The sequence below is a fragment of the Microvirga arvi genome (genome assembly GCF_016892765.1).
GTDB classification, from domain to species: domain Bacteria; phylum Pseudomonadota; class Alphaproteobacteria; order Rhizobiales; family Beijerinckiaceae; genus Microvirga; species Microvirga arvi.
The window spans coordinates 1-23,316 of record NZ_JAFEMD010000059.1; the positions used below are offsets into that span (position 1 = coordinate 1).

22 protein-coding genes are annotated in these 23,316 nt (G+C 63.2%); 7 read left to right on the plus strand and 15 right to left on the minus strand.

The features are described 5' to 3' along the window. From ILT44_RS24495 to ILT44_RS24530, 8 genes are all read right to left on the minus strand, one after another. A partial coding sequence (locus tag ILT44_RS24495) for a DEAD/DEAH box helicase family protein (RefSeq protein ID WP_204242225.1) occupies window positions 1-864 on the minus strand: 864 nt, incomplete at its 3' end. A gap of 50 nt (window positions 865-914) precedes the next feature. Further along, the gene (locus tag ILT44_RS24500) at window positions 915-1,970 is read right to left on the minus strand and encodes a DUF808 domain-containing protein (protein ID WP_204242226.1); all 1,056 of its coding nucleotides are present in this window, start codon (window positions 1,968-1,970) and stop codon (window positions 915-917) included. A 96-nt stretch (window positions 1,971-2,066) separates the two neighbouring features. Beyond that, entirely contained in the window at window positions 2,067-4,703 is a 2,637-nt protein-coding gene (locus ILT44_RS24505) for a DEAD/DEAH box helicase (RefSeq protein ID WP_204242227.1), read from the minus strand. A 10-nt stretch (window positions 4,704-4,713) separates the two neighbouring features. Then, window positions 4,714-6,285, minus strand: a complete 1,572-nt coding sequence (locus ILT44_RS24510) for a site-specific DNA-methyltransferase (protein ID WP_204242228.1) — start codon at window positions 6,283-6,285, stop codon at window positions 4,714-4,716. A gap of 321 nt (window positions 6,286-6,606) precedes the next feature. Beyond that, window positions 6,607-7,176: a fasciclin domain-containing protein gene (locus ILT44_RS24515; protein WP_204242229.1), complete on the minus strand. Its 570-nt coding sequence runs from the start codon at window positions 7,174-7,176 to the stop codon at window positions 6,607-6,609. Window positions 7,177-7,312: 136 nt separating this feature from the next. Continuing rightward, window positions 7,313-7,549, minus strand: coding sequence for a hypothetical protein (locus ILT44_RS24520; protein WP_204242230.1), 237 nt, complete (start codon window positions 7,547-7,549; stop codon window positions 7,313-7,315). Window positions 7,550-7,611: 62 nt separating this feature from the next. Then, window positions 7,612-8,346, minus strand: coding sequence for an anti-sigma factor (locus tag ILT44_RS24525; protein WP_204242231.1), 735 nt, complete (start codon window positions 8,344-8,346; stop codon window positions 7,612-7,614). Further along, window positions 8,343-8,888 (minus strand): sigma-70 family RNA polymerase sigma factor, encoded by a 546-nt coding sequence (locus ILT44_RS24530; protein ID WP_239468511.1) that lies wholly within the window; start codon window positions 8,886-8,888, stop codon window positions 8,343-8,345. The genes ILT44_RS24525 and ILT44_RS24530 overlap by 4 nt, the downstream gene beginning before the upstream one ends. 182 nt (window positions 8,889-9,070) lie before the next feature. Here ILT44_RS24530 and ILT44_RS24535 point away from each other — a divergent pair, with 182 nt between their 5' ends. Continuing rightward, the gene (locus tag ILT44_RS24535; RefSeq protein WP_204242233.1) at window positions 9,071-9,850 is read left to right on the plus strand and encodes a DUF4394 domain-containing protein; all 780 of its coding nucleotides are present in this window, start codon (window positions 9,071-9,073) and stop codon (window positions 9,848-9,850) included. A 38-nt stretch (window positions 9,851-9,888) separates the two neighbouring features. Here the strand turns inward: ILT44_RS24535 and ILT44_RS24540 are convergent, their stop codons facing one another. Further along, window positions 9,889-10,278 (minus strand): DUF3775 domain-containing protein, encoded by a 390-nt coding sequence (locus ILT44_RS24540; RefSeq protein WP_204242234.1) that lies wholly within the window; start codon window positions 10,276-10,278, stop codon window positions 9,889-9,891. A gap of 147 nt (window positions 10,279-10,425) precedes the next feature. Here ILT44_RS24540 and ILT44_RS24545 point away from each other — a divergent pair, with 147 nt between their 5' ends. Then, entirely contained in the window at window positions 10,426-11,196 is a 771-nt protein-coding gene (locus ILT44_RS24545; protein ID WP_204242235.1) for a C13 family peptidase, read from the plus strand. Here ILT44_RS24545 and ILT44_RS24550 read toward each other — a convergent pair. After that, window positions 11,193-11,681, minus strand: a complete 489-nt coding sequence (locus tag ILT44_RS24550) for a DUF1499 domain-containing protein (RefSeq protein WP_204242236.1) — start codon at window positions 11,679-11,681, stop codon at window positions 11,193-11,195. The genes ILT44_RS24545 and ILT44_RS24550 overlap by 4 nt on opposite strands. A 120-nt stretch (window positions 11,682-11,801) precedes the next feature. Between ILT44_RS24550 and ILT44_RS24555 the strand changes: the two genes are divergently transcribed. After that, window positions 11,802-12,143 (plus strand): DMT family protein, encoded by a 342-nt coding sequence (locus ILT44_RS24555; protein WP_204242237.1) that lies wholly within the window; start codon window positions 11,802-11,804, stop codon window positions 12,141-12,143. Window positions 12,144-12,308: 165 nt separating this feature from the next. Here ILT44_RS24555 and ILT44_RS24560 read toward each other — a convergent pair whose 3' ends face one another. The 4 genes from ILT44_RS24560 to ILT44_RS24575 form a co-directional block, all read right to left on the minus strand. Further along, window positions 12,309-13,448 carry a PQQ-dependent sugar dehydrogenase gene (locus tag ILT44_RS24560; protein ID WP_204242238.1) on the minus strand — a complete coding sequence of 380 codons (1,140 nt, stop codon included), beginning with the start codon at window positions 13,446-13,448 and terminating at the stop codon, window positions 12,309-12,311. A gap of 80 nt (window positions 13,449-13,528) precedes the next feature. Continuing rightward, window positions 13,529-13,720 carry a hypothetical protein gene (locus ILT44_RS24565; RefSeq protein ID WP_204242239.1) on the minus strand — a complete coding sequence of 64 codons (192 nt, stop codon included), beginning with the start codon at window positions 13,718-13,720 and terminating at the stop codon, window positions 13,529-13,531. Between the two features lie 140 nt (window positions 13,721-13,860). Further along, the gene (locus ILT44_RS24570; protein WP_204242240.1) at window positions 13,861-14,274 is read right to left on the minus strand and encodes a VOC family protein; all 414 of its coding nucleotides are present in this window, start codon (window positions 14,272-14,274) and stop codon (window positions 13,861-13,863) included. A gap of 128 nt (window positions 14,275-14,402) precedes the next feature. Beyond that, entirely contained in the window at window positions 14,403-15,383 is a 981-nt protein-coding gene (locus ILT44_RS24575; RefSeq protein WP_204242241.1) for a Bug family tripartite tricarboxylate transporter substrate binding protein, read from the minus strand. Window positions 15,384-15,504: 121 nt separating this feature from the next. Between ILT44_RS24575 and ILT44_RS24580 the strand changes: the two genes are divergently transcribed. Together ILT44_RS24580 and ILT44_RS24585 are read left to right on the plus strand one after the other, a co-directional pair. Beyond that, complete coding sequence (locus tag ILT44_RS24580; protein WP_204242242.1) at window positions 15,505-16,707, plus strand: pyridoxal phosphate-dependent aminotransferase; 1,203 nt, start codon at window positions 15,505-15,507, stop codon at window positions 16,705-16,707. Continuing rightward, window positions 16,707-16,982, plus strand: coding sequence for a hypothetical protein (locus ILT44_RS24585; RefSeq protein ID WP_204242243.1), 276 nt, complete (start codon window positions 16,707-16,709; stop codon window positions 16,980-16,982). The genes ILT44_RS24580 and ILT44_RS24585 overlap by 1 nt, the downstream gene beginning before the upstream one ends. Before the next feature lie 64 nt (window positions 16,983-17,046). On the opposite strand, the gene ILT44_RS24590 is transcribed toward ILT44_RS24585, so the two are convergent. After that, complete coding sequence (locus ILT44_RS24590) at window positions 17,047-19,065, minus strand: PD40 domain-containing protein (protein ID WP_204242244.1); 2,019 nt, start codon at window positions 19,063-19,065, stop codon at window positions 17,047-17,049. A 328-nt stretch (window positions 19,066-19,393) separates the two neighbouring features. On the opposite strand from ILT44_RS24590, the gene ILT44_RS24595 reads away from it, so the two are divergent. Continuing rightward, on the plus strand, window positions 19,394-21,433 hold the full coding sequence (locus tag ILT44_RS24595; RefSeq protein ID WP_204242245.1) for an elongation factor G: 2,040 nt from the start codon (window positions 19,394-19,396) through the stop codon (window positions 21,431-21,433). A gap of 143 nt (window positions 21,434-21,576) precedes the next feature. Further along, on the plus strand, window positions 21,577-23,307 hold the full coding sequence (locus ILT44_RS24600; protein ID WP_204242246.1) for an AMP-binding protein: 1,731 nt from the start codon (window positions 21,577-21,579) through the stop codon (window positions 23,305-23,307). Window positions 23,308-23,316 lie beyond the last annotated feature (9 nt).

Genomic DNA, 23,316 nt, shown 5'->3' on the forward strand with positions numbered 1-23,316 from the left:
AAACGTCATGGCCGTGTAGGTCTCGACCGAGCCGATACCGTAGATGCACGACACCGAGGCGACGATGATCACGTCGTCGCGCTCCAAGAGCGCGCGCGTCGCCGAGTGGCGCATGCGGTCGATCTGCTCGTTGATGGAGCTTTCCTTCTCGATGAAGGTGTCCGAGCGCGGCACGTAGGCCTCGGGCTGGTAATAGTCGTAATACGAGACGAAGTACTCGACCGCGTTGTCGGGGAAGAACGACTTGAACTCGCCGTAGAGCTGGGCTGCGAGCGTCTTGTTCGGCGCGAGGATGAGGGCAGGGCGCTGCATCTCCTCGATCACCTTGGCCATGGTGAAGGTTTTTCCCGAGCCCGTGACGCCGAGCAGCACCTGGTCGCGCTCCTGCCGGCGCACACCGTCCACCAGCTCGCGGATAGCAGTCGGCTGGTCGCCGGCGGGCTGGAAGTCCGACTTGATCTTGAACGGAATGCCGCCTTCCGACTTCTCGGGACGGGGCGGGCGGTGCGGCACCCAGAGCGTGCCGTTCTTGAAGCGCGGATCGCCCTCGGTGAGCAGCCGCGAGAGCGCATCGACCGTTGCGGAATAGCCGGAGCCGGAGGACAGGTCGCCCAGTTCCTCGGCCACGTCCGGCCCGTCGTCAGGCCCTTTCAGGCCCAGCTTCTTCGCCAGCGCCGGGTCTACATCCGTGAGGTCGCCATGGATGAAGGTTTCCTGCGCGCGCTCGGCAAAGCCCTCGGCCGCCTCCCTTTCCCGGTTGACCGCGGGATTGAGAAGCTCTGCCAGGTGGGGGGCTAGGGGCTTCAGCTCAGGTTTGGACGCCTTCCCGGTGGAAAGCTTGGGCTTCTTGGGTGATTTGGCCATGGAACGAATATGGTACAAACATCGGGTGATGGGAAGGGCGACAACCCGGCTCAGGCCGTATGCTTCTCGGCCTTCCTGCCGCCGCGCAGGGCTTTCAGCAGGGGCACGGCGACGAAATGGACGAGCGGGATCAGCAGGCCTCCCAGCACGAGCCCGAACAGACCCGCGGCCGCGGCCGAGACGAGCCATTCCACGAAGCCGCCGAGGGCCGGCACCGCATGACCCGCCGCCAAGGCGATATCGTGGATGGCGTGGCCCAGCCAGGCGAGGCCGTAACCTTCGAGCCCGTGGATGATGATGCCGCCGCCGACCCAGATCATGGCGGCGGTGCCCACGACGCTGAGAACCTTGAGCAGGATCGGCATGCCCTTCACCAGACCGCGGCCGAAGGCCTTCGTCAGGGGCGCCAGGGCCCGGTCCGCACCGGAAGGCGGTGAGCCCGGCACGGCACGGCCGAACATGCGAGAGACGGGTCGGTTGCTGGCTGCCATGGCGACCCCGGCGTCGTCCGCCTTCACGATCAGAGCCACGCCGCCGTAGACCACGGCCGTGATGCCGATGCCGACCACGGCGAGCACGACGGCCTGCATGGTGAACGATCCCGCAGGGATGCTCGCCAGGGTGATGGCCATGATTTCGGCCGAGAGAATGAAATCGGTCTTGATCGCGCCGCCGACCTTCTCGTCCTCGAGACCCTGCGCCGTCTGCGTGGCCTCGCCCACGGCGGCTTCGTGCTGATGCGCTCCATGGGGAAAGAGCGCCTCGAACACCTTCTCCGAGCCCTCGTAGCAGAGATAGGCGCCGCCGATCATGAGCAGCGGCGTGATGGCCCAGGGCGCGAACAGGCTCAGCAGCAGGGCTGCCGGCAGCAGATAGAGGAGCTTGTTCTTGAGCGACCCTAAGGCGATCCTGCCGACGATGGGCAGTTCGCGCGCGGCCGCGAAGCCCACCACGTAGCGCGGCGTGACGGCCGCATCGTCGATCACGACGCCAGCGGCCTTCGCCCCCGCCTTGGCGGCCTGCAGCCCCACATCGTCGAGCGAGGCGGCGGCGACCTTGGCGAGGCCTGCGATGTCGTCCAGCAGGGCGATCAGGCCGATGCTCATGAGGGCTCCTGTCGAAATCGGTCAAGCGTGACTGTCAGGATCAGCTACACGGCTGCTCCAGCTTCGACAACGTCTTAGAGCGTAGATGGGTGCAGGCTAGATGCCGAGTTTGCCTGTCATCTGCGCCCGCATGTCCCTTCCATTGACGTTCTTCTCGACCATCCCGAAGAGACCCTTGCCGTCGCTCACCTTCTCCCAGAGTTGCCCCACAGTGCGCTTCTCGTTCGTCTCCTTGTTGCCCTCTACAGCGAGAAGTGCACCTTTGTATTCGGCCACGAAGAGGCGGCCGTCGTTCAGCAGAGCCACGAAGTCAGGATAGAACTTGCCGGAAGCCAGAGGCAGCCAGAAGGCGTCCGGGTGCTTGGCGACGTTGCGGATCCAGTGTCGGACACTCGGCAGGCTGTCCAAGATCTGAGCGCACTGGAACTCCTCGCCCTGCTCGGCGCCATCGAAGGCGGGTACGTGATCGGGGCCGAGGAAATGCTTTGTCGGTCGCCAAGACCCGCGATAGCGGCGCTGGTCGGCAAAGATGCCGTTCCTGAAGACGAAGCCTTTCTCCAGCGACACTCCAGCCTTGGCCTCCGGCGCAATCAAATAGCGCTGATAGGCGGTCCCCTGCTCCGTGCGGCGGATGTCGGCAATGCGAACCTTGAGCGCATTCGCGAGGATGAACTTGGCGCGCATGAGCGAGGAAACCGGGATTCTGCGAGCATCCGCCAGATGTCTCACCGCGTCGCGCACCCAGCGCAGAAGTTCGGAAGGGTGGATGTCCGGCTGGCGCAGCTGCCGTTCGAGCCAGATCGACAGGTTCTCCGGCGTCCAGCCCTCTACTGCGATGTCGAGAGAAAGCTGCCTTTCCTCCCGTGCGAAGCTGTAGACGATGCGCCGGCCGTCCACGTCGATCTCGAAGGTCTGCGCATTGTCCCGGATCGAGAAGGCGGCCTCGTCAAGTTTTGTCGGATGGTCGAGCAACGACCAGTCGTGAAACTCCATCAGGCTCTCAGGCTCGGCGAAGACGAGTTCACCCTGAATCTCGCTGACGAGCCCCGGCACGGTGAAGGCTTCGCCTCGTTCGGCAGGCGAGAGCGTCGGCAGAATCTCAGCCTGATAGGCCCGCGCAGCCTCCGAAAATCCCTGCCGTTCGGGTTCGGTTATGGCCTCGGTCAGGATCGTCTCGACTCCCGGCGCGATGGGGCCCGTCACGACGATCTCGATCTTGCCCTCGGGCGTCTCGTTCACCGCCACGCCCTGAATGGCTGGGTCCCTCATTGCGGCGTATAGAGCGGGGGAGGGTGTGAAGCTATAGCGGAAGCTCGGCTTGGGCCGCTCGTGCGGGGCGAACAATCCCGTATCGTCGAAATGCCCCTGCGCAACCTCGATCATCTCGGGCGCTTCGTCCTGGAAGCCCATGTCGATGAGCTTGTCCACGAGCGCAGTCGCGGCGGCGCTGAAGCTTGGCTCCGAGATATGGGCATAGGCCTTGTTGAGGTCGGAATTCTTTCGGCGCTTCGCATAGGGCATCCGCAGCACCCGCCCCAGAAGCTGCTCGACCGCCGTGGCGCTCTGGATACGTGAGACGGAGCAGAACACATAGGCGAAGGAGCAATCCCAGCCCTCCTTCAGCGCCTCGACGGTGATGACGTATTCGATGCCGCATTTCGGGTCGAACAGATCGATCCCGTCGAGTTCGCGCTGGTCGCCGGTCGCGACCGCGATGCGCTCTTCCGGAATCTGCTCAACGTCGATCAGATGCTGCTTCAGCTTCTCGACCGTGACCTCCTGGTCCTTCGGCTGCGCCTGGAACAGAACGATGGGGCGGATGTAGCCCGCCTCGTCCTTTGCGGCTTCCACCAGCTTCGCGCGGGTCGCGATCGCGCCGTTGACCGCGCCCTGCCAATCCTGATGCTCGGCCAGCACGATCGGCAGCTTGATCATCTCCTCGTCCCTCAGCTCCTGCGCCGTCACGCTGTGCAGGACATTGGACTTGAAGCGCGGCGTTGCGGTAAATTCGATGATCGCACAAGGATTCACGCGCGCCTGCATCTCGCGTGAAAGTTTCGTGATTGCGCTATGGGCTTCATCCACGACCATGAGCGGGCGGTGCATGTGGAGCAAATTTGCAAAGGAGATCTTGATGCCACCGCCCTCCTGCTGCTCCAGCCCCGGCGCGTGGGGCGGGAGACCGGAGAAATGCGGCTCCATATCCTCGTGATGGGCATAGACCTTGCGCCCCTCCGTTTTGTCCACACGAAGGGTCTGAATCGTGCTGACGACGACACAGAGATTATCGCGGATGTCGTGCGGGCGGATCTGTGTGAAGCTCTCGATGTCGAAAACCCGCACGCGCCCTTCGAACACCTCGTCCAGCGCCTGCCGGTAAGGGTGACGCGGGTTTTTCAGCGCCTCCGCCGTCTGCAGGCGAATAATGTTGGAGGGCACGAGCCAGAGAACGAGGGGAAAGTCCTTCTCAATCCAGGCGTCGCGCGCGATGCCGATGGCGTGCGCGCCGAGCACCGTCTTGCCGCCGCCAGTGGGCAAGCGCAGGCACACGTAAGGTGCGTCGGGCAGCGCTTCCAACGCCTTGTACTCGCCGCGATAGCGTCCGAGACGCTTGGCCTGTTCGGGCTCGCCCGTGATCGCCTCATAGGCGTTGCGCGGCCCCGCCACGCGCGCCTCGATGAGAAAGCGGCGGAGCGTTGCGAGGGTGTCGCCCTGATACGTTTTCAGCTTCATGGGAGTAGCCTCACCGCCGCGCCTTCACGTCGTATGGCGTCTGCTTGAAGACGATGCCTTCCTGCTCCAAAGTTGCGGAGCCGAGGCGCGACTGCTCGCCATAAATCGTGAACGGGCCGTCGAAGGCGGGGGCGCGCTTGGCAACAGCCTCGCGGATCAGCTGCAGCGTGCCGCGCGTGAGCACGTTGCCGCCGTTGGGCCGCCTGTCGCCGAGAATGCCGTTGTAGAGCAGCGCATAGGCACGGCCTTTTTCGATGCCGAGGAGGGGCGACTTGCCCTTGCCGGTCCAGGGCATGTTCGTCTCGCTGAACCACACATGCGCGGCGAGCGTAGGGAAACGGATATCGCTCCGGATATGCCCGTCTTCATCGAAGACCGGAGGTCCGAGCCGGTAGAAGCGGAAGCCTCCGCCGCCCTGCCAGTCGACGCTCTTCGAGATGCCGCCCTGCTCGCCCTCAATCACCTTGCTCAGGCGCGGCGCGCAATGGGTGACGGCGTGCTCGCCCATTTCGATGCCGATATAGCGGCGGCCCATTTTGTGTGCGACAGCGGCTGTGGTGCCGGAGCCGAGGAAGGAATCGAGCACGAGGTCGCCGGGATTGGTGGCGGTGTGGAGAATGCGCTCCAGAAGTTGCTCAGGCTTCACTGTTGAAAAAGGCTCAATATCACCTAGAAGCTCGCGTTGATGGGCCTTAGCTTGACGTGATGTTTTCACATCTAACAATATTGTGGGGTTAGGCCTCGTTGGAGTCTCTGGTGCGTACTCCCTACTGTACGGAACCCAGATTCTTTCGGTCCCACGCATTCTTCTTTTCCAAATCAACTTATTCTCGTCTCGCAACCGCGCGACTCCATTGGAGCTAAATGCCCAATTCGCCTCCCGACCGTCGTCGTGAATAGGGAAAACATCGGTGCCATCCGGTGCTTTGATTGAAAAGTACATTGTCGGACGATCATGTCGGAGGCTATTTTTTCCATTTTTCTTCAATAGCCGATCACGATATCGTCTCCCGGCCTCATTCATATTGCCGTATGCCTCAAGGATTGATGCATCCGACTTCTTCTTGAAGTCTGCATGATCGAAGTTCTTCTCGTAGCAGAGGATGAACTCGTGATCGGGTGTGATAGCAACCTTGTTATCGTTTGGGCTATCGACTTTCTGCCAGATGAAACTCGTTACGAAATTCCTCCTTCCAAACACCTCATCCATGATGACCTTGAGGTAATGTCCTTCGTTGTCGTCGATGGAGACCCAGATCGATCCATCCTCTGCGAGCAGGTCCCGCAGCAACTCGAGGCGCGGCCACATCATGGCGAGCCATCGGGTGTGTTCGAGGTTGTCGTCGTAATGCTTGAAGGCGGAGCGGGTGTTGTAGGGCGGGTCGATGTAGATGCACTTCACCTGTCCCGCATAGAAGGGCAGCAGGGCCTTCAAGGCCTCCAGGTTGTCGCCCTGGATCAGCATGTTCGTGGAATCCGGGTCCCCGTAGCTGTGGGAGGAATCCTCCTGCAACAGTCGGTAGGGAACGCCTCGCACGGCGCGAATGTCTTCGTCCCGCGTCAGCCAGTGCAGGATCGGCATGGCTCAGCAAGCCACGCGGATGATGGCTGGCAGAGACCGGTGGGTCGACTCGGAGGATGCGTCGAGGAGCACGGCAGCGGATAGCATTTTACAACGTTATATAGAATCAGTTCTAGGTTCTACCATCAGTTGAGAAAACTGAAAACGCCGTCGCTGGTGAAATTCGCCGGCCTTGTCCTGAACGCAGTCGCTGCTGCCCTGCAGGCCGATTACCCAGGACGGCCCGTCTCAACAAAAAAGCAGCCCCGAAGGGCTGCCGAAGTGTGTGCTCACTGGAAAAACCGGGCGGAGCTTTCGCTCCGCCCCTGTTGGGATCGGGGATCAGCCCGGCAGCAGAACGGTGTCGACCACGTGGATGACGCCGTTCGACTGCATCACGTCGGCGATGCTGACGGTGGACTTGCCGCCCTTCTTGTCGGTGATGGTGAGCGTGCTGCCCGAGGGGGTGACGGTAAGCGTCTCGCCCTGCACGGTCTTCAGCATGGCCTTGCCGCCGCCTTCCTTCACCTTGGCGGCGAGGTCCTGCGCCGTCATCTTGCCGGCCACCACGTGATAGGTGAGCACGCTGGTGAGCTGGGCCTTGTTCTCGGGCTTCAGCAGGGTGTCGACGGTGCCGGCGGGCAGCTTGGTGAAGGCGGCGTTGGTCGGAGCGAAAACCGTGAACGGGCCCTGGCCCTGGAGGGTCTCGACGAGGCCGGCGGCCTTCACGGCGGCTACGAGGGTGGTGTGGTCCTTCGAATTGACGGCATTCTCGACGATGGTCTTCGACGGATACATCGGGGCGCCGCCGACCGTCTTGGTCTGCTCCTGCGCCGTCACTGGCAGCGACAGGGTGAGAGCCGGAACTGCCAGAGCAATGGCGGCAGTCATGCAGGCAATGCGAATGTTCATGGATCTGATCCCTGAATGGGTTGGATTGAGGTCCCGGCCTTGTTGCCGGCAACCGAAGGCTCAACCTTCAGGGCGGATACCCCGCATGAATGCGATTGGATGCGGGGTCGCGTTTTCGTGAAGACAGATTTTTGGGTCAGGCCGTGAACGCCGTCGGCCCCCTCAGGTAAGCCTCGATGCGGTCGTCCTCGACTTCAACATCGACGTCGTGCTTCTTCACAAGGCGCGGTGCAGTCTCTTCCTGGCTGGGGACGGCCTGCTCGTCCGCAGGGGCATTCACGGGTTTGATATCCTTGAGAGCGCGATGAACGGCCCGCAGAAGCTCGCTCTGCCCGTCATCGTCTGGCCTCTCAGGCGGGTGGCGCGGAGTCATAGCATCCTCCTTTGGGGTTAACCGAAAGTATTGGCCTGATCCGTGTCACAAATAGGGCGCCGTCACAGTGCCGTTGAGGCCGTTCCCTTCATCACCACCGGGCCCGTGGGCTGCCCTGTGGGCGAGCCGGTGAGGGGCTCGACCGAGATCGCAAACATCTGATTGGAGTGCGGCCGGGGCAGGTTTCGCAAGTCGAGCAGGACCGTCTTCGCCGTATGGACGACCCCAACCGAGACCGGCACCCCTGCCGGGTCCGGGAAGGTCCAGACCTGAATGGAATGATTGTGCGGAATCTGCATGTCGCCAAGCGGCGTGAGCTCGACGCGTCCGTCCGCGAAGGTGCGCAGCACGGCGCCGGGCTGGTTGGTCTCGTTCATCAAAACCGCCACGAGCATCGGCTGGCGTGTGGCCTTCTCGGCAAAGTAGCCCATGCCCGCAGCGAGCAGGAGCGCGGCCATGGCACCGGCCAAGCCGAAGCCGCGCCAGAAGGTCAGGTTGTCCCACAATCCCCGCAGCAGGCCCGGTGACGGGGCGCGCCGAGCCTGTGCCGCAGGACCAAGGCTCGCACGAGCGGGCCGGGCCTCGATCCCTGTCTCGATCCGCTGCCAGAGGGCATCGCCCGGGATCAAGTCGGCGGCCGTGTTGTCCCATTCGGCAAAGCGGGTGCGCCATTGCTGGACGAGAGCCTGAAAGGCCGTGTCCGAGGCCAGCAGACGCTCGGCCAGTCCGCGCTCGTCCCCCTCGAGGAGCCCGAGAACATGTTCGGCGGCGAGACGGTCCTGATCATCACGCGTCATGCCATGCACTCCCGCAATGAAATCAGCGACCGGCGGATCCAGGACTTGATGGTGCCGAGCGGCACGCCGAGGCGCCCTGCGAGTTCGCCGTGGCTTAGGCCGTGGATATAGGCGAGCGTGATGGCCTGGCGCCGCGCGGGCTCCAGGCGCTCTAGGCAGCGCTTGAGGCTCCCCGTATCGGACAGACGCAGCATCAGGGTCTCGGCGTTCTCCTCGTCGCTCACAAGCCCCATGGGCTCGAAATCCTCGACCAGATCCGTCCGGGTCTCGCCCCGCAGGATGTTGAGCGCCCGGTTGCGCAGGATCGCATAGAGCCAGGAACGGGCATCGCCTCGGGCCGGGTCGAAGCTGTCAGCCTTGCGCCAGATTTGAAGAAAGGTGTCGTGCACCGCCTCCTCGGCCAAAGCCCGCCGCCGCAGGAGCCGCATGGCGACGCCGAGCATCCGCGGCGCTTCGCCGTCATAGATGGCACGCAAGGCCACGCGATCACCCTGGGCGCATTGGCCGAGGGCGTGATTCAGGTCAAAGGCCGGGGAGGCCATCTCCCCCAGCACTGCCTTCACGCGAGAACTCCGTTTCCACTCGCCGACGATACACCCGAACCCCGTCTCTGGATGCAGAAGAGGCCGAAAAAATTCATGTCCCCTGCATCCATAGAGGATCCTGGCGGGTATGCGCAACGCCGGTTGCTCTCGACCGGCGCTTTCAGCCGGAGGAACATATCATGAAGCTCATACCCTTGGCCGCGGCTCTGCTCGGCTCGTCTCTCCTGGCAGGCGCCGCTCATGCGCAGAGCGTCGCTGCCCTTGTCGGGGACGACATGATCGCCGTCGTCGATGTGGCGGGAAAAAAGGCCGAGCAAGCGGTGAAGGTCTCGGGGCTCTCCGGCGCTCTCATCGGCATCGACATACGCCCAGCCGACGGCATGCTCTACGGGGTCGTGGCCGATGGAACGATCGTCACGATCGATCCCGCCACCGGCAAGGCGACGATGAAGTCGAAGCTCGATGCCATGCTCGCGCCCGGCACCATGGCGACCGTCGACTTCAACCCCGTCGCCGACCGGCTGCGGATCATCGGCTCGGATGGCACGAACCTTCGCGCCAATGTGGATGACGGGAAGGTTACGAAGGATGGTCAGCTGAAGTTCGCCGAGGCCGACATGCACAAGGGCAAAATGCCCAAGGTTGTCGCCGGCGCCTATACGAATTCCGTGAAGGGCGCGAAGGAGACAACGCTCTACGATATCGAGGCGAGCGGCGTGCTCGTCAAGCAGGCGCCTCCCAATGACGGTGTTCTGAACTCGGTCGGCATGCTGGGCGTGGAAGCCGGCGCCGTTGCCTTCGACATCGTGTCAGGCGACGCCATGAGCGAAGGCTGGCTCATGAGCGGCAAGTCGCTCTACAAGGTCGATCTGGCGACCGGAAAGACTTCGGAAGTCGGGATGATCTCGGGCGTGGGCGGAAGCGTCCGCGACATCGCAGCAATGCCAAAGGCGATGTAATGGAGCGGCGCGCCAAGGATCTTGGCGCGCCATCCGCATCAGGTGCAGCTGCGGCCCATGGCGTTGAGGCCTTCGTCCAGAAGGTCGGCGAGGTTAGGGATGCCGATGAGCCAGTCGGCCGTGGAGAGGGAACTCGATTCCTCGCGCTCCCGGGCCAGGCGCACGGCGGCGCCCCATTCCTCGGGCTCCATGTCGCCCCGCCCAATATAGACCAGGGCAATCAGGTCGGCGCGCTCGTCGTCATTGAGGCCGGCGATCACGTCGCGGATCTCGTCTTCCGTTGCATCGTCCGGGGATGCGGTCAGCACATCGATGCTGCCGTCGTCGATGGGGTTTGAGCCCGAGGCCGGATCGGTGATGCCCTCTTTGACCTCGATGGCCCTGACCCGGAGAATGAGTTCGCAAACCTTGTCGAGCGCGATATCCATAGAAATCCTCTTGGGAAGCTCTTCTGGGACAACCTGTTGTCACGTTCCTGACAGGGAAACCCGGAAGAGGGGATTCGGTTCAGCCGGGGTCCGCGTTGGCTTCGAGGCGGCTCTGTGCGTAAAGTGGACGAAGGCTGGGGAAACGACATGCGCCGTTCGATCGTCTTCTGGCTGGTGGGGCTGGTCCTCGCCGCCGTTCCCATTCAAGAAACCCTGGGCCAGCCCGCGCGCCGGGCTGATCCGGTCAGGCTGGAGCCGCAACGCGCGGGACAGACCGACGTCTATATCCTGTCCTTCGGCCTTTGGGGGCCACAGAGCGTGTTCGAAAGCGAAGCCAAGGGTGCAGCCCGCATTCTCGAAGCACAGTTCGGCTCGAAGGGGCGCTCCATCGTCCAGTTCAACACCAAGCGCCGGGCCGGTGCGACGCCGCAATCCCTGATGGCGGCGGCCACGGCTGCGGGGCAGGTGCTCGATCCGGCCGAAGACATCGTGGTGCTCGTCCTCACCTCCCATGGGGCTCCCGAGGGCATCGCGCTGGTCGCCGGTCGCGATACCCGTCTCGTCACGCCCGGTGACGTCAGGACGCTGCTGGATAGAACCAGGGCACAGCACCGGGTGGTCATCGTCTCGGCTTGCTACTCGGGCGTCTTTGCCCGGGAACTGGCCGATGCGCGTACCCTTGTCATCACAGCGGCCGCCGCCGACAAGCCGTCCTTCGGCTGCCGGGACGGCGCGACCTGGACCTATTTCGGCGATGCCTTCTTCAACAAGGCCCTTCGCGGCGAGCGCCGCCTCGACATCGCCTTCGAGCAGGCCCGCGGACTCGTCACGCAGCGTGAGCGGCGCGAAGGCTTCGATCCCTCCAATCCGCAGATTGCGGGTGGATCCCAGGTCCTGGAGCGTCTGAAGATCCGTTAGGATTGCTGCCGTACACGCGCTCCGACGAGCGCAATCCAATGCTCGATCCGCCGCCTGTTGACGCCGAAATCCGAGCGGCCGATCTGGCTGCGGGAATAAAGGGCGAGGGTCGATGCATCCTGCCCGCGATCGAACACCTGCACGACCACGGTATCGGGAAAGCGCATGAGCCGCGTGCGGACGAGATAGCGGTCCTGCTCCGGACCTTTCTCGAGAAGGGTCGTGCCGGGCTGCGACAGGGCCACCTCGGAGACGAGGCTGCGGAGGCGGATGCCAGGGACCGGAAAGATCGGAGGCTCGGCATCGGGTCGTGCCTGGGGACAGAGGTCACGGGGGCAGATCAGGGCGTCGTTCGGTGTGGGTCGGCGCTTGAGGATAGCAAAGTCCACCGGCCCGAGATCGGGCGAACCGAAAAGGCTCTGCCACGTCCGCTCGAGTCCCGCTTCCGAGCCGCGCCACAGGCCGTAGCCGAGACCAACGCTCATGAGTCCTATCGCTACAACCTTCTTCCGCATGCCCTGTCCATTCCCGTCCGGCCGCTTGACAGCCATGCTGAGAAGGATAGGGCAGGGCACGCCTGCATCCTAGCTTTCCCCGAAAGTCCCATGAGCCCGCACACTGCACCCATCCTGATGCTGATCGCCTCGAACGTCTTCATGACCTTCGCGTGGTATGGGCACCTGAAGTTCAAGACGTCGCCCCTGTGGCTCGCCGTCATGGCGAGCTGGGGCATCGCCTTCGTCGAATACTGGTTCGCGGTGCCGGCGAACCGCATCGGCTCCGCCGTGTACGCGGCCGCCGAGCTCAAGACCATGCAGGAGGTGATCACCCTCGTGGTCTTCGCGGGGTTTTCAGTGTTCTATCTGAAGGAGCCGCTGGGCTGGAACCATCTCATCGGCTTTGGCCTCATCGCCGCAGGGGCAGCCTTCATCTTCCAGGCTCGTTGAACATCTTCCTCGTCATGGCCGGGCTCGTCCCGGCCATTCACGTCTTTCCCTCGCTCTCACCTCCTCAGGATGAGGGTTAATGGGAGACAAAGGCATGGATTACCGGCACAAGGCCGGTGATGACGAAGGAGGAGCACGAAGAGCAGGCGTTAGTGATCTAATCTCTCAGGTCGCGGGCTTCATCCTCAGGATGCGGCCGTTCCGCGAGTCCGTGAGCAGATAGACGAAGCCGTCCGGCCCCTGGCGCACGTCGCGGATGCGCTCGCCCAGGTTCTGCAGCATGCGCTCCTCAGCCGTCACGCGGTTGCCGTTGGTCTGCAGCCGCGAGACGAGCTTGCCGGCCAGCGCACCGACAAGAATGCTGCCGCGCCAGGCCGGGAACTTGTCGCCCGTGTAGAAGGCCATGCCCGACGGCGCGATCGAGGGATCCCAGTAATAGACCGGCTGTTCCAACCCCGCCTTCTTCGTGCCTTCGCCGAGTTTCGCGCCCGAATAGTCGACGCCGTAGGAGATGACGGGCCAGCCGTAGTTCTTGCCTTTCTGCGGGATGTTCACTTCGTCGCCGCCGCGCGCGCCGTGCTCGACAGTCCAGAGCTCGCCGGTCGTCGGATGGAGCGCCGCCGACTGCAGGTTCCGGTGGCCGATGGACCATATCTCGGGCCGGGCATCCTCGCGTCTGAGGAACGGATTGTTGGGCGCAGGCCCCCCTTCCGGCTTGATGTGGACGATCTTGCCGAGGTGGTTGGCCGGGTTCTGCGCCTGATCGCGCAGGTCGAACCGGTCGCCGAGAGTCACGAAGAGGTTGCCCTCCCGGTCGAAGACCAGACGCGAGCCCCAGTGGTTGGGGCCCGTATAGGACGGCTCCTGACGGAAGATGACAGCCAGGGATTCCAGCGCCGTGCCGTTCTCGGCAAGCCGCGCCCGGGCGACGCTCGTGCCGGCGCGGCCTTCGCCTCGATCCTCGGCATAGCTCAGATAGACGAGGCGGTTCTGGGTGAAGTTGGGATCGAGGGCGATATCCAGAAGGCCGCCTTGCCCGCGCACGGCCAGCTGCGGGAGCCCGCGGATCGGCTCGGACAGGGTGCCGTTGGCATCGACGAGGCGCAGGCGCCCGGCGCGCTCGGTGACCAGCATGCGGTTGTCGGGCAGGAAGGCAAGGCCCCAGGGATTCTGGAGATCGCGGGCGACCGTCTCGACGATCACCTCCACCTTCTCGGTGCGGAAACGCTGCGTGTCCTGAGCCAGGGCGGGGGGAAGGGCACCGAGGGTCAGGGCACAGATCAGGGCAGTACGAAATCTGAGCATTCCGATCTCTCCGTCGTTCCGATGCCGGAGAGCTAGACTCTTGCAGCAGGGCGTCAACCGTGCCGTCGTTCACTCACGCGTTATCGCGGGGAATAGACGTGGATAGTCTTGGTGTCCTGGGCCGAGAGGGTCTGGGTGGTCGCCATGACGGAGAGCGTCGCAAAGCCCATCAGCATGATCAGCACCAGGGAGCGTCGGCTTTCCTGGCGCGGATCGAGCCGGTGAACCCGGGACGAAACGTGATAGGCGTTTCTGGTTCCGAAGGTCTTCATCGGTTCTTCCCCTAGTAACCGAATGACGATTACGAGAGGAAAACTTCTTTGATTCAAGAAAGTTCCGGGGTGCGGCGAAAGTGCTGCTTGCGGACTCTTGGCTAAGTCTTTGTTAACGAATTGTTAACTATTGTGGCAAGTCAATCCCCAGCCGTCGGTGTCACAACGACCGATGCGGCGGAGCGTTCCGTCGGCCCGTGGAACACGGCCTCGATGTTGTGGCCGTCGGGATCGAAGGCGAAGGCCGCGTAGTAGCCGGGATGGTAGGACCGTTCCCCAGGGCCACCATTGTCGCGCCCGCCAGCGGTGAGGGCTGCTTCATGGAAGGTATGAACGCTCTCCCGGTCCTTTGCCTGAAAGGCGATATGGACACGAGAGACTGGGCCATCGGCTTGATCGACCCAAAGCTCGTCGCAGGCAAAATGCTCCGGGCTTTCGGAGGTGAAGTCATGCCCTAGGGCCTGCAGAACCGCACGGTAGAAGCGACGGCTCGCCTCGAGTTCGGAGACACGCAGGTGGATGTGGTCGATCAGACGACCCTGGTGGTGTGGCATCTGTTATCTCCTGTAACTCGCATATCCCGCGTCATCCCCGGACTTGTTCCGGGGATCCACGTCTTGAGCCTCTAAAACGTGGATGGCCGGGACAAGCCCGGCCATGACGCAGTGTTTTTATACCAGTCTCACTCCGCCTTGATGCTCGCAGCCTTGATGATCTCGGCCCAGGTCTGGATTTCCTTGTCGAGGTACGGTCTGAACACCTCCGGGCTGCGGACGTTCAGGGTGAAGCCGAGCTTGGTGATCCGCTCCTTCACATCGGGCTTGTTGAGGATCGCGATGATCGTGCCGGACAGCTTGTCGAGGATGGGCTTCGGGGTGTTCACCGGCGCAAAGAAGGCGGCCCAGGATTCTGCGTCCGCATTGGTGATGCCCTGCTCGCGCAGGGTCGGCACGTCGGGAGCCTGCGGGTTGCGCTGCGGGCTCGCGATGCCGATGGCGCGCATCTGGCCGGCCTGGAATTGGGCAAGGACGCTCGGCAGGGTCGAGTTCGACACGTCGATGCGACCGGCCATGAGCTCCGTCACCAGGGGAGCAGCGCCTCGGAACGGCACATGGGTCATCTTCGTGCCCGTGCGGGTCATGAAGAGCTCGGTCGCGAGATGCGAGCCGGAGCCGACGCCCGTGGAGCCGTAATTCAGCTTGCCGGGGTCCTTCTTGGCGAGTTCCACCAGCTCGGGGATCGACTTCACGGGCAGGTCGTTCTTGACCACGAAGACATGCTCGAAGGCGCCTGCGCCGGCCAGCGGCGCGAAGTCCTTCACAGCGTCGTAGCCCGGCTCCTTGAGCAGGAACATGTTGTTCCCATGGGTCTGGTTGTTGCCGAAGATGATGGTGTAGCCGTCCGGATCCGCCTTCGCGACGGTGCGGGTGCCGACGGCTCCCGAGGCGCCGGCGAGGTTTTCGACCAGCACGTTCTGACCGAGGTCCTTGCCCATCTCCTCGGCGACGATGCGGGCGATGACATCGGTCGGGCCGCCCGCCGGGTAGGGAACCACCATCTTGATGACCCGGTTAGGGAAATCCTGGGCGGAGGCGGCCGTCGCGAGCAGGGTGGCGCCGGCGAAGAGGCCGAGGGCAAGGCGGCGGGTGACGGATGTGGTCATGGAAAAGGCGGCTCCTCAAAATCCCGGCAGGCGGGGCTGTTTTGCTTGCTTGGACGGCTTGACCGCATTAGGGTCCGCCGCCGTCACGGTCCCTATCTAACGCCCCGATCGGAGGATTCCCATGGGCTTTTTGTCTGACGCCCTTTCCCGCATCAAGCCGTCTGCAACCATCGTCATCACGCAGAAAGCGCGGGATCTGAAAGCCCAAGGGCGGGACGTCATCAGCCTCTCCGTCGGCGAGCCGGATTTCGACACGCCCGACAACATCAAGGAGGCCGCCATCGCGGCCATCCGCCGGGGCGAGACCAAGTACACGCCCGTCTCCGGCATCGTGCCCCTGCGCGAGGCGATCTCCCGCAAGTTCAAGCGCGAGAACGGCCTCGACTACAAGCCCTCGCAGACCATCGTGTCGACCGGCGGCAAGCACGTCATCTACAACGCGCTCCTGGCCACCCTGAACCCCGGCGACGAGGTCATCATCCCGGCGCCCTATTGGGTATCGTATCCCGAGATGGTGGTGCTCTGCGGCGGCAAGCCCGTCTTCGTGGACTGCACCATGGAGCACAGCTTCAAGCTCCAGCCGGAGCCGCTGGAGCGGGCCATCACGCCGAAGACGAAGTGGATCATCCTCAACTCGCCCTCGAACCCGACGGGCGCGGCCTATTCGCGGCGTGAGATGAAGGCGATCACCGACGTGCTGATGCGCCATCCGCATGTGTGGGTGCTCACCGACGACATGTACGAGCACCTGACCTACGGCGATTTCGAGTTCGTAACGCCAGCCCAAGTCGAGCCGAACCTCTACGAGCGCACGCTCACCATGAACGGCGTGTCGAAGGCCTATGCGATGACCGGCTGGCGCATCGGCTATGCGGGCGGGCCCGAGCATCTCATCAAGGCGATGGATTTCGTGCAGGGCCAGCAGACATCGGGCACGAGCGCGATCTCGCAATGGGCCGCTGTCGAGGCGCTCGATGGGCCTCAGGATCATCTCAAGGTGTTCAGGAAAGCCTTCGAGGAGCGCCGCGATCTCGTGGTCTCCATGCTCAACCAGGCCACATACCTGAAGTGTCCGATGCCGGAAGGCGCGTTCTACGTCTATCCGTCCTGCGCCGAGGCCATCGGCAAGACCGCGCCGTCGGGCAAGGTGCTGGCGACCGACGAGGACTTCGTCTCCGAGTTGCTGGAAGCGGAAGGCGTCGCCGCCGTGCACGGCTCGTCCTTCGGCCTCGGCCCCAACTTCCGCATCTCCTACGCCACGTCCAACGCGGCGCTGGAGGATGCCTGCAACCGCATCCAGCGCTTCTGCGGGTCTTTACGCTGATGAACCTGCCGCGGACCTTCCATCCCGATCCCGCGGCGGAGCCCTACCGGGCCAACCCCGCCTCCACGCACCGCGTGAAGTTCGACGCCCGCGTCGACTTCACCAATGGCGGCTACGTGGAGGCGAAGGATTTTCTGCTCGACATCGAGGGCGACAGCATCGCGCTCGAGCGCCTGGCCGAGATGATCGTCTCGGCCATGAACCTTTTACGCGCCGGCCCCGTGACGATCACCGCCATGCGCGTGGTGCGAAGGGGCGAGCATCAGGACGGGTAACCCTTCACCCTCTCCCGGAAGCGGGAGAGGGTGGCCTGCACAGCAGGCCAGGAGGGGAGCATCTTTACAGCACGAACCAGCCTTTGCTGAGATCGATGGCGCCCTTCAGCTTGATCACGGCCTCGGCGCTCTTGTCGGTGTCGGTGTTGAGGTACACGTAAGTGGCGCTCTTCGTCTTCTCGAAACGCACCTCGCCCGCCTTGCTGAAGCTCTTCTCATCACCGATGAACGAAAACTTCTGGTCTCCCCGCTTCTTCGTATTGGCGTCCACCGCCTTCAGGTCGATCCGGTCGCCCTGTCGGCCGGAGAAGTCGGTGATGTAGTCCGCCTTGGTCTTCGACGAGCTCGTCTCGCGATCGTCGAAGACGAATACATCCCGGCCCGTGCTGCCTGTCAGCGTGTCCGTGCCGGTGCCGCCCGAGAGTGTGTCGTTGCCGGCCCCGCTGCTCAGCCGGTCGTGGCTGGCGTTTCCGACGAGAATGTTGACAAAGGCGTCGCCTGTGAGGCTGTCGCGGCCTGCTCCGCCCGAGAGCGTATCGGCGAGCCCGGTGTTGCGCACCATGGTACTGGCGCCGATATCGATGGTATGGGCCACATTCCAGGTGAGGGCGCCCTCAACGAGAGTGACGATGGCAGCTTTTGCACCTGTGGCGGCATAGGTGTGGCTCAGAGAGGCTTGGCCTGCTTTGGGCGCAACGGTGCTGCTTGTGCCGTCGCCCCAGGCGACCGTCACGCTGGAGGCTGCCCCGACGCCAAGCGTCGTCTCAATGTAGCGGCCCTGTGCAATGGCTGCTGCGTTGGCCTTGTACAAAAGATCGACCCGGAAGATGTCCATCGAATTGTTAGTATCGTCAGCAATCAGGTTCGATGCATTGCTGCTGAACATTGCATAACGGCCGTCTGCCGAGGTTTCATAATAATAGCTATAGTTGTTCGGATGGGTCCCATCGGCAGCAACCGAAAGCAATGTAAGCTCACCGGTCACCAAGTCTTTGCGAAATATATCGAAGACTCCGTTGGTGTCTCCAGGAACGAAATTGCTGGCCCTGCTGTCGAATACCACATACCGTCCATCGGCGCTGAACTCGGGTCCGTAGGAGTAGGCATAGCTATCGCTATTCCCCTGTTCTCCGGTGGTTGCAGTAGACACGCGCGTGATCTCCCCGGTGATCACGTCTTTGCGGAAGACATCCGCAGATCCGTTGGTGTCGCCGCTGACCAAGTTGCTGGCCTCACTTTCGAACAGCACATAACGTCCATTCGCACTCAGCGAGGCGTTCATGCTGCGTGCGTTGCCTTGTGTCCCATCGGCCGCGGTAGAGACACGTGTGATCTCGCCCGTAGCATGGTTCTTGAGAAAGATATCTTTCCGATTGTTCGTATCGCCAGCGACCAGATCGCTGGCGTCGCTCTCAAATAGTACGTATCGCCCGTCAGCACTGAATTGAGCGTAAGAGCTGCTGTTGTTGCTCTGGGTGCCATCCGCTTTCGTGGAGACCCGCGTGACTTGCCCCGTGCTGAGATCCTTCAGGAAAATATCAGAGCTATCATTGGTGTCGCCATCGACTAAATTTGAGGCATCGCTGTGAAACAGTACATAGCGCCCATCGGAACTGAATTGGGCAAACCGGCTTTCCTGGTTTGCCTGCGTTCCGTCAGCTCTGGTCGAGAGGCAGGTGATCGCTCCGGTAACCATATCCTTCAGGAAGATGTCTGAAAGGTTATTATCGTCGCCGGAGACGAGATTGCTGGCGCTGCTTGAAAACACCACATAGCGACCATCAGAGCTTAGATGAGCCTCGTCGCCCTCAGTTGCATCATTCGCCTGTGTTCCATCACTCGCTGTGGAGATGCGAGTGACTTGACCCGTCATCAAATCTTTGCGGAAAAGGTCGCTTGTGTCATTCGTGTCACCAGCAACGAGATTGCTGGCGCTGCTTGAAAACACCATATAGCGCCCGTCTGGACTGAACTTAGGGGCTTCACTCACTCCATTTCCTTGACTCCCGTCGGCCGCTGTGGAGACCCGCGTCAGGATGTTGGCTGTCGTGGGGCGGAAGACGGATTGCACTTGCAGGAACATGGCAGGCTCTCACAACGATTGATTTTGAGGCTATCAATGAGGAGAAGCTTCCCATGCGCAACTCTCTGAACAGTGGGGGTACTGTGCGTCGATCATAGCCTGTTCGCTGATACCGGCCTCTAAATAGGCTGATCCCCTACTTTGGGCGTTCGCCTGGACTGTCCGACTGAACCAAGCGGCGACGTGGGGTTCGGCTCGCCTGAGCTTGGCTTTAAGGTCTGGGACATCTCAAAAACCCCCTTGCCATTCCGAAGCGAGAGGCAGAGCATCGGGGTAACGCGTCCGTGAAGAGCGCGCCAACAGCGGGGGCAGGGAAGGATGACGTCCTATGGCACCCAACGGCAGACTAGCTTCGGGCCCGCGATGCATCGCGATCGTCGGCCCGTTTCAGAGCGGCAAGACCACGCTCCTCGAGGCCATCCTGGAGCGCACTGGCGCCATATCGCGGGCCGGCCGCGTGGCGAACGGGGATAGTGTGGGCGATGCGAGCGCCGAGGCCCGCGCCCATGCCATGAGCATCGAGCCCAATGTGGCGACCGTCGATTTCCTGGGCGAGAACCTGACCTTCGTCGACTGCCCCGGCTCGACGGAATTCCTGCACGAAATGCGCAACGTTGCGCCGGTCTGCGATGCAGCAATCGTCGTCTGCGAGGCTGACGAGCGCAAGATTCCCGCACTTGAGATCATCCTGCGCGAACTCGAAGAAGCCGATATTCCGCGCTTTCTCTTCATCAACAAGATCGACACGGCCAACCAGCGCATCCGCGAGACGCTTGCGCTGCTGCAGCAGGCCTCGCGCACGCCGCTTCTGCTGCGCCAGATCCCGCTCTGGAAGGACGGCATCGCCGTCGGCTTCATTGACCTCGCCCTCGAGCGCGCCTTCATCTATCGCGAGCATGCGCCGAGCGAGGTTGTGGATCTGCCCGAAGGCGAACTGCCGCGGGAGAAGGAAGCGCGCTTCGCCATGCTGGAACGGCTGGCCGACTACGACGACGAACTCATGGAGGAACTGATCTCCGAGATCGAACCGCCGCGCGACCAGATTTTCGACGATCTTTCGAAGGAACTGAGGGAAAGGCACGTGGTGCCCGCGCTGATCGGCTCGGCCGAGCGCGGCAACGGCATCACGCGGCTGCTCAAGGCGCTGCGCCACGAGGCGCCGAGTTTGGCCGAAACCCGCGCGCGGCTCGGCGTTTCCGAAGAAGGACCTCCCTTGGCCCAAGCCATGAAAACCCTGCATCAGGGGCAGGGCGGCAAGCTGTCCATCGCCCGTGTCATGCGCGGCACCTTCCATGAAGGCGACATGGTGGTGGGCTCCCGCGGCGGCGAAGCCAGGATCGGCAGCCTCCTGACGATGATGGGCAGCGCCACGACCCGGAAGTCGGAGGCCGTGGCGGGCGATGCGGTCGGATTCGGTCGCTTGGAGGGTATCGCAACCGGCGACAGCTTCGCGGCCGGCAAGACGCGGCCGGAGGCCATCCTCTCGGTGGCGCCGCCCGAGCCCGTCTACGCGGTGGCCCTCAAGGTCAAGGACCGCAAGGACGACGTCCGCCTGTCGAGCGCTCTCTCCAAGATCACCGAGGAGGATTCCTCGCTCGTGATCGAAACCCGCCCCGAGATGGGCGAGATCAGGCTGCACGGGCAGGGGGAGATGCACCTGCGGGTGGCGGTGGAGAAGCTCGCCTCGCGCTTCCAGGTGGGTGTCGAGACGGCCAAGCCGAAGGTGGCCTATTGCGAGACGATCAAGCTGCCGGCATCGGCGAGAGGCCGTCACCGCAAGCAGACCGGCGGTCATGGCCAGTTCGGCGACGTGATGATCGAGATCAAGCCGCTGCCGCGCGGAGAAGGCTTCGCCTTCCAGGACAGGATCACCGGCGGGGTAGTTCCGCGCCAGTATATCCCCTCGGTGGAAACGGGGGTCAGGGATGCCATCAGGTGCGGCCCTCTCGGCTTCCCCGTGGTCGACCTCGCCGTCACGCTGACGGACGGCTCGTATCACACCGTCGACTCCTCCGATGCCGCCTTTCAGGCGGCTGCCAAGCTCGCCCTGGCGGAGGCGCTGCCGAAGGCGAAGCCCGTGCTGCTGGAGCCCGTGCTGTCGGTGGAGATCACCATTCCATCCGAGGCGCTCTCCAAGGCAACAGGCCTGGTCACCGGCCGGCGCGGGCAGATCCTCGGCTATGACGAGCGGCCCGGATGGAACGGATGGCAGGTGCTCAGCGCCACGATTCCCGAATCCGAGATCGGCGACCTCATCGTCGAGCTGCGCTCGGCGACGGCGGGCGTCGGAACCTTCTCGACCCGGTTCGACCACATGGCCGAACTCAGCGGCCGCCCGGCCGAGATGGCCATGCAGAAGGCTCATTGACCATTTTGGACCTGGACGATCCAGGATGATCGTTCAGGTCTAAACTATTTCCGTCGACAAATTCGATCTTCCGCGCCAAGTTATGATGAGATGGAGACGCCATCTCCCATGAAGCACACCTCGCCGCGAAGCGGAGGACGACGATGAACGCCACGACCCCGGCGCCTGCCACGGCGGGCGCCCAGGATTCTTCTGCAACCCGCCCCTGGCTCAACTCCTATCCAGCGAGCGTCCCGCCTACGATCGACGAGGCCGGGATCGGCACCCTCAACGACATCTTCCGCGATGCCCTGGCGAAGTACCCGAACCGGCCCGCCGCCGAGAGCTTCGGCAAGCGGATAACCTATGCTGAGTTGGGGCGCGAGGCAGATGCCGTAGCGTCATGGCTGCAAGCGCAGGGGCTGAAGAAGGGTGACCGGGTCGCCATCATGATGCCGAACGTCATGGCCTATCCCGGGGTCCTGTTCGGGATCCTGCTCGCCGGCGGTACGGTGGTGAACGTCAACCCGCTCTATACGCCGCGGGAGCTCACCTATCAGCTCAACGATTCCGGAGCGCGCTTTCTGTTCGTGCTCGAGAACTTCGGCGCGACGGTCGAGGAATCCCTGCCGGAGATCAAGCTGGATCGGGTCGTCGTCGTAACGCCCGGCGATCTGCTCGGCCTCAAGGGAGCGATCATTAACCTCGTTTCGCGGCATGTGAAGAAGGCGGTGAAACCGTTCCGCCTGCCGCAGGCCGTGAGCTTCAAGGACGCCGTGGCCGAAGGGGCGAGGAAGAAGCCGCAGGCGGTCACTGTCTCGCCGGACGACATCGCCTTCCTGCAATATACCGGCGGCACCACGGGCGTTGCGAAGGGCGCGACGCTGCTCCACCGCAACGTGGCGGCCAACGTGCTGCAGCTGGAAGCCTGGATGGCTCCGTTCTTCGGCGACCGCGAAGACCATGTGATGGTGACGGCGCTGCCCCTCTATCACATCTTCGCCCTGACGGTGTGCGGCCTGCTGATGACCAAGTTGGGCGGATGCCAGCTTCTGATCGCCAACCCGCGCGACATTCCGGGCTTCGTCAAGACGCTGCAGAAGAGCCGCATCACGCTCATGTCGGGCCTCAACACCCTCTACAATGCCCTGGCCCATGCGCCCGGCATCGAGAAGGTGGACTTCTCCCAGCTGGTTCTCGCCGTGTCCGGAGGCATGGCCACCCAGGAGGCCGTGGCGAAGAAGTGGAAGCAGGTGACCGGGCAGCCCATCGTCGAAGGTTACGGCCTTTCCGAGACGTCGCCCGTGGTCTGCGCCAACCGCCTCGACATCGAGGAGTTCACCGGCACCATCGGTTATCCGCTGCCGTCGACGGATGTCAGCGTGCGTGCCGCCGACGGCACGGCTCTTCCTGCCGGCGAGCGCGGTGAGCTATGCGTGAAGGGGCCTCAGGTGATGGCGGGCTATTGGCAGCGGCCCGACGAGACCGCGAAGGTCATGACATCGGACGGCTGGTTCCGCACCGGCGACGTGGCGGTGATGCTGCCGGACGGCCAGATCAAGATCGTTGACCGCATGAAGGACATGGTCCTGGTCTCGGGCTTCAACGTCTATCCGAACGAGGTCGAGGACATCATCGCCAAGCATCCGGGCGTGATGGAGTCCGCGGTCATCGGCCTGCCGGACGAGCATTCGGGCGAGACGGTGGTGGCCTATGTGGTCCGGAAGGATCCGAGCCTCACCGCCGACGAGCTGCGACAGTTCTGCCGGGAGAACCTGACGGGCTACAAGGTGCCCCGCCACATCGAGTTCCGGGAGTCTCTTCCGAAAACCAATGTGGGCAAGGTCCTGCGCCGCGCGCTCAAGGAAGAGGTGGAGCAGTCCAACGCCCGGTGAGATCGCTTT

Bases quoted from the DNA above. Each gene is read 5' to 3' on its own strand.
- ILT44_RS24595 (WP_204242245.1), top strand. From the start codon at position 19,394: ATGGCACCCAACGGCAGACTAGCTTCGGGCCCGCGATGCATCGCGATC.
- ILT44_RS24510 (WP_204242228.1), bottom strand. From the start codon at position 6,285: ATGCCGATCCTGCACTGGCTGACGCGGGACGAAGACATTCGCGCCGTG.
- ILT44_RS24530 (WP_239468511.1), bottom strand. From the start codon at position 8,888: ATGGCCTCCCCGGCCTTTGACCTGAATCACGCCCTCGGCCAATGCGCC.
- ILT44_RS24575 (WP_204242241.1), bottom strand. From the start codon at position 15,383: ATGACCACATCCGTCACCCGCCGCCTTGCCCTCGGCCTCTTCGCCGGC.
- ILT44_RS24520 (WP_204242230.1), bottom strand. From the start codon at position 7,549: ATGACTCCGCGCCACCCGCCTGAGAGGCCAGACGATGACGGGCAGAGC.
- ILT44_RS24590 (WP_204242244.1), bottom strand. From the start codon at position 19,065: ATGTTCCTGCAAGTGCAATCCGTCTTCCGCCCCACGACAGCCAACATC.
- ILT44_RS24550 (WP_204242236.1), bottom strand. From the start codon at position 11,681: ATGAGCGTTGGTCTCGGCTACGGCCTGTGGCGCGGCTCGGAAGCGGGA.
- ILT44_RS24515 (WP_204242229.1), bottom strand. From the start codon at position 7,176: ATGAACATTCGCATTGCCTGCATGACTGCCGCCATTGCTCTGGCAGTT.
- ILT44_RS24585 (WP_204242243.1), top strand. From the start codon at position 16,707: ATGAACCTGCCGCGGACCTTCCATCCCGATCCCGCGGCGGAGCCCTAC.
- ILT44_RS24540 (WP_204242234.1), bottom strand. From the start codon at position 10,278: ATGGATATCGCGCTCGACAAGGTTTGCGAACTCATTCTCCGGGTCAGG.
- ILT44_RS24560 (WP_204242238.1), bottom strand. From the start codon at position 13,448: ATGCTCAGATTTCGTACTGCCCTGATCTGTGCCCTGACCCTCGGTGCC.
- ILT44_RS24505 (WP_204242227.1), bottom strand. From the start codon at position 4,703: ATGAAGCTGAAAACGTATCAGGGCGACACCCTCGCAACGCTCCGCCGC.
- ILT44_RS24580 (WP_204242242.1), top strand. From the start codon at position 15,505: ATGGGCTTTTTGTCTGACGCCCTTTCCCGCATCAAGCCGTCTGCAACC.
- ILT44_RS24570 (WP_204242240.1), bottom strand. From the start codon at position 14,274: ATGCCACACCACCAGGGTCGTCTGATCGACCACATCCACCTGCGTGTC.
- ILT44_RS24525 (WP_204242231.1), bottom strand. From the start codon at position 8,346: ATGACGCGTGATGATCAGGACCGTCTCGCCGCCGAACATGTTCTCGGG.
- ILT44_RS24545 (WP_204242235.1), top strand. From the start codon at position 10,426: ATGCGCCGTTCGATCGTCTTCTGGCTGGTGGGGCTGGTCCTCGCCGCC.
- ILT44_RS24555 (WP_204242237.1), top strand. From the start codon at position 11,802: ATGAGCCCGCACACTGCACCCATCCTGATGCTGATCGCCTCGAACGTC.
- ILT44_RS24600 (WP_204242246.1), top strand. From the start codon at position 21,577: ATGAACGCCACGACCCCGGCGCCTGCCACGGCGGGCGCCCAGGATTCT.
- ILT44_RS24535 (WP_204242233.1), top strand. From the start codon at position 9,071: ATGAAGCTCATACCCTTGGCCGCGGCTCTGCTCGGCTCGTCTCTCCTG.
- ILT44_RS24500 (WP_204242226.1), bottom strand. From the start codon at position 1,970: ATGAGCATCGGCCTGATCGCCCTGCTGGACGACATCGCAGGCCTCGCC.
- ILT44_RS24565 (WP_204242239.1), bottom strand. From the start codon at position 13,720: ATGAAGACCTTCGGAACCAGAAACGCCTATCACGTTTCGTCCCGGGTT.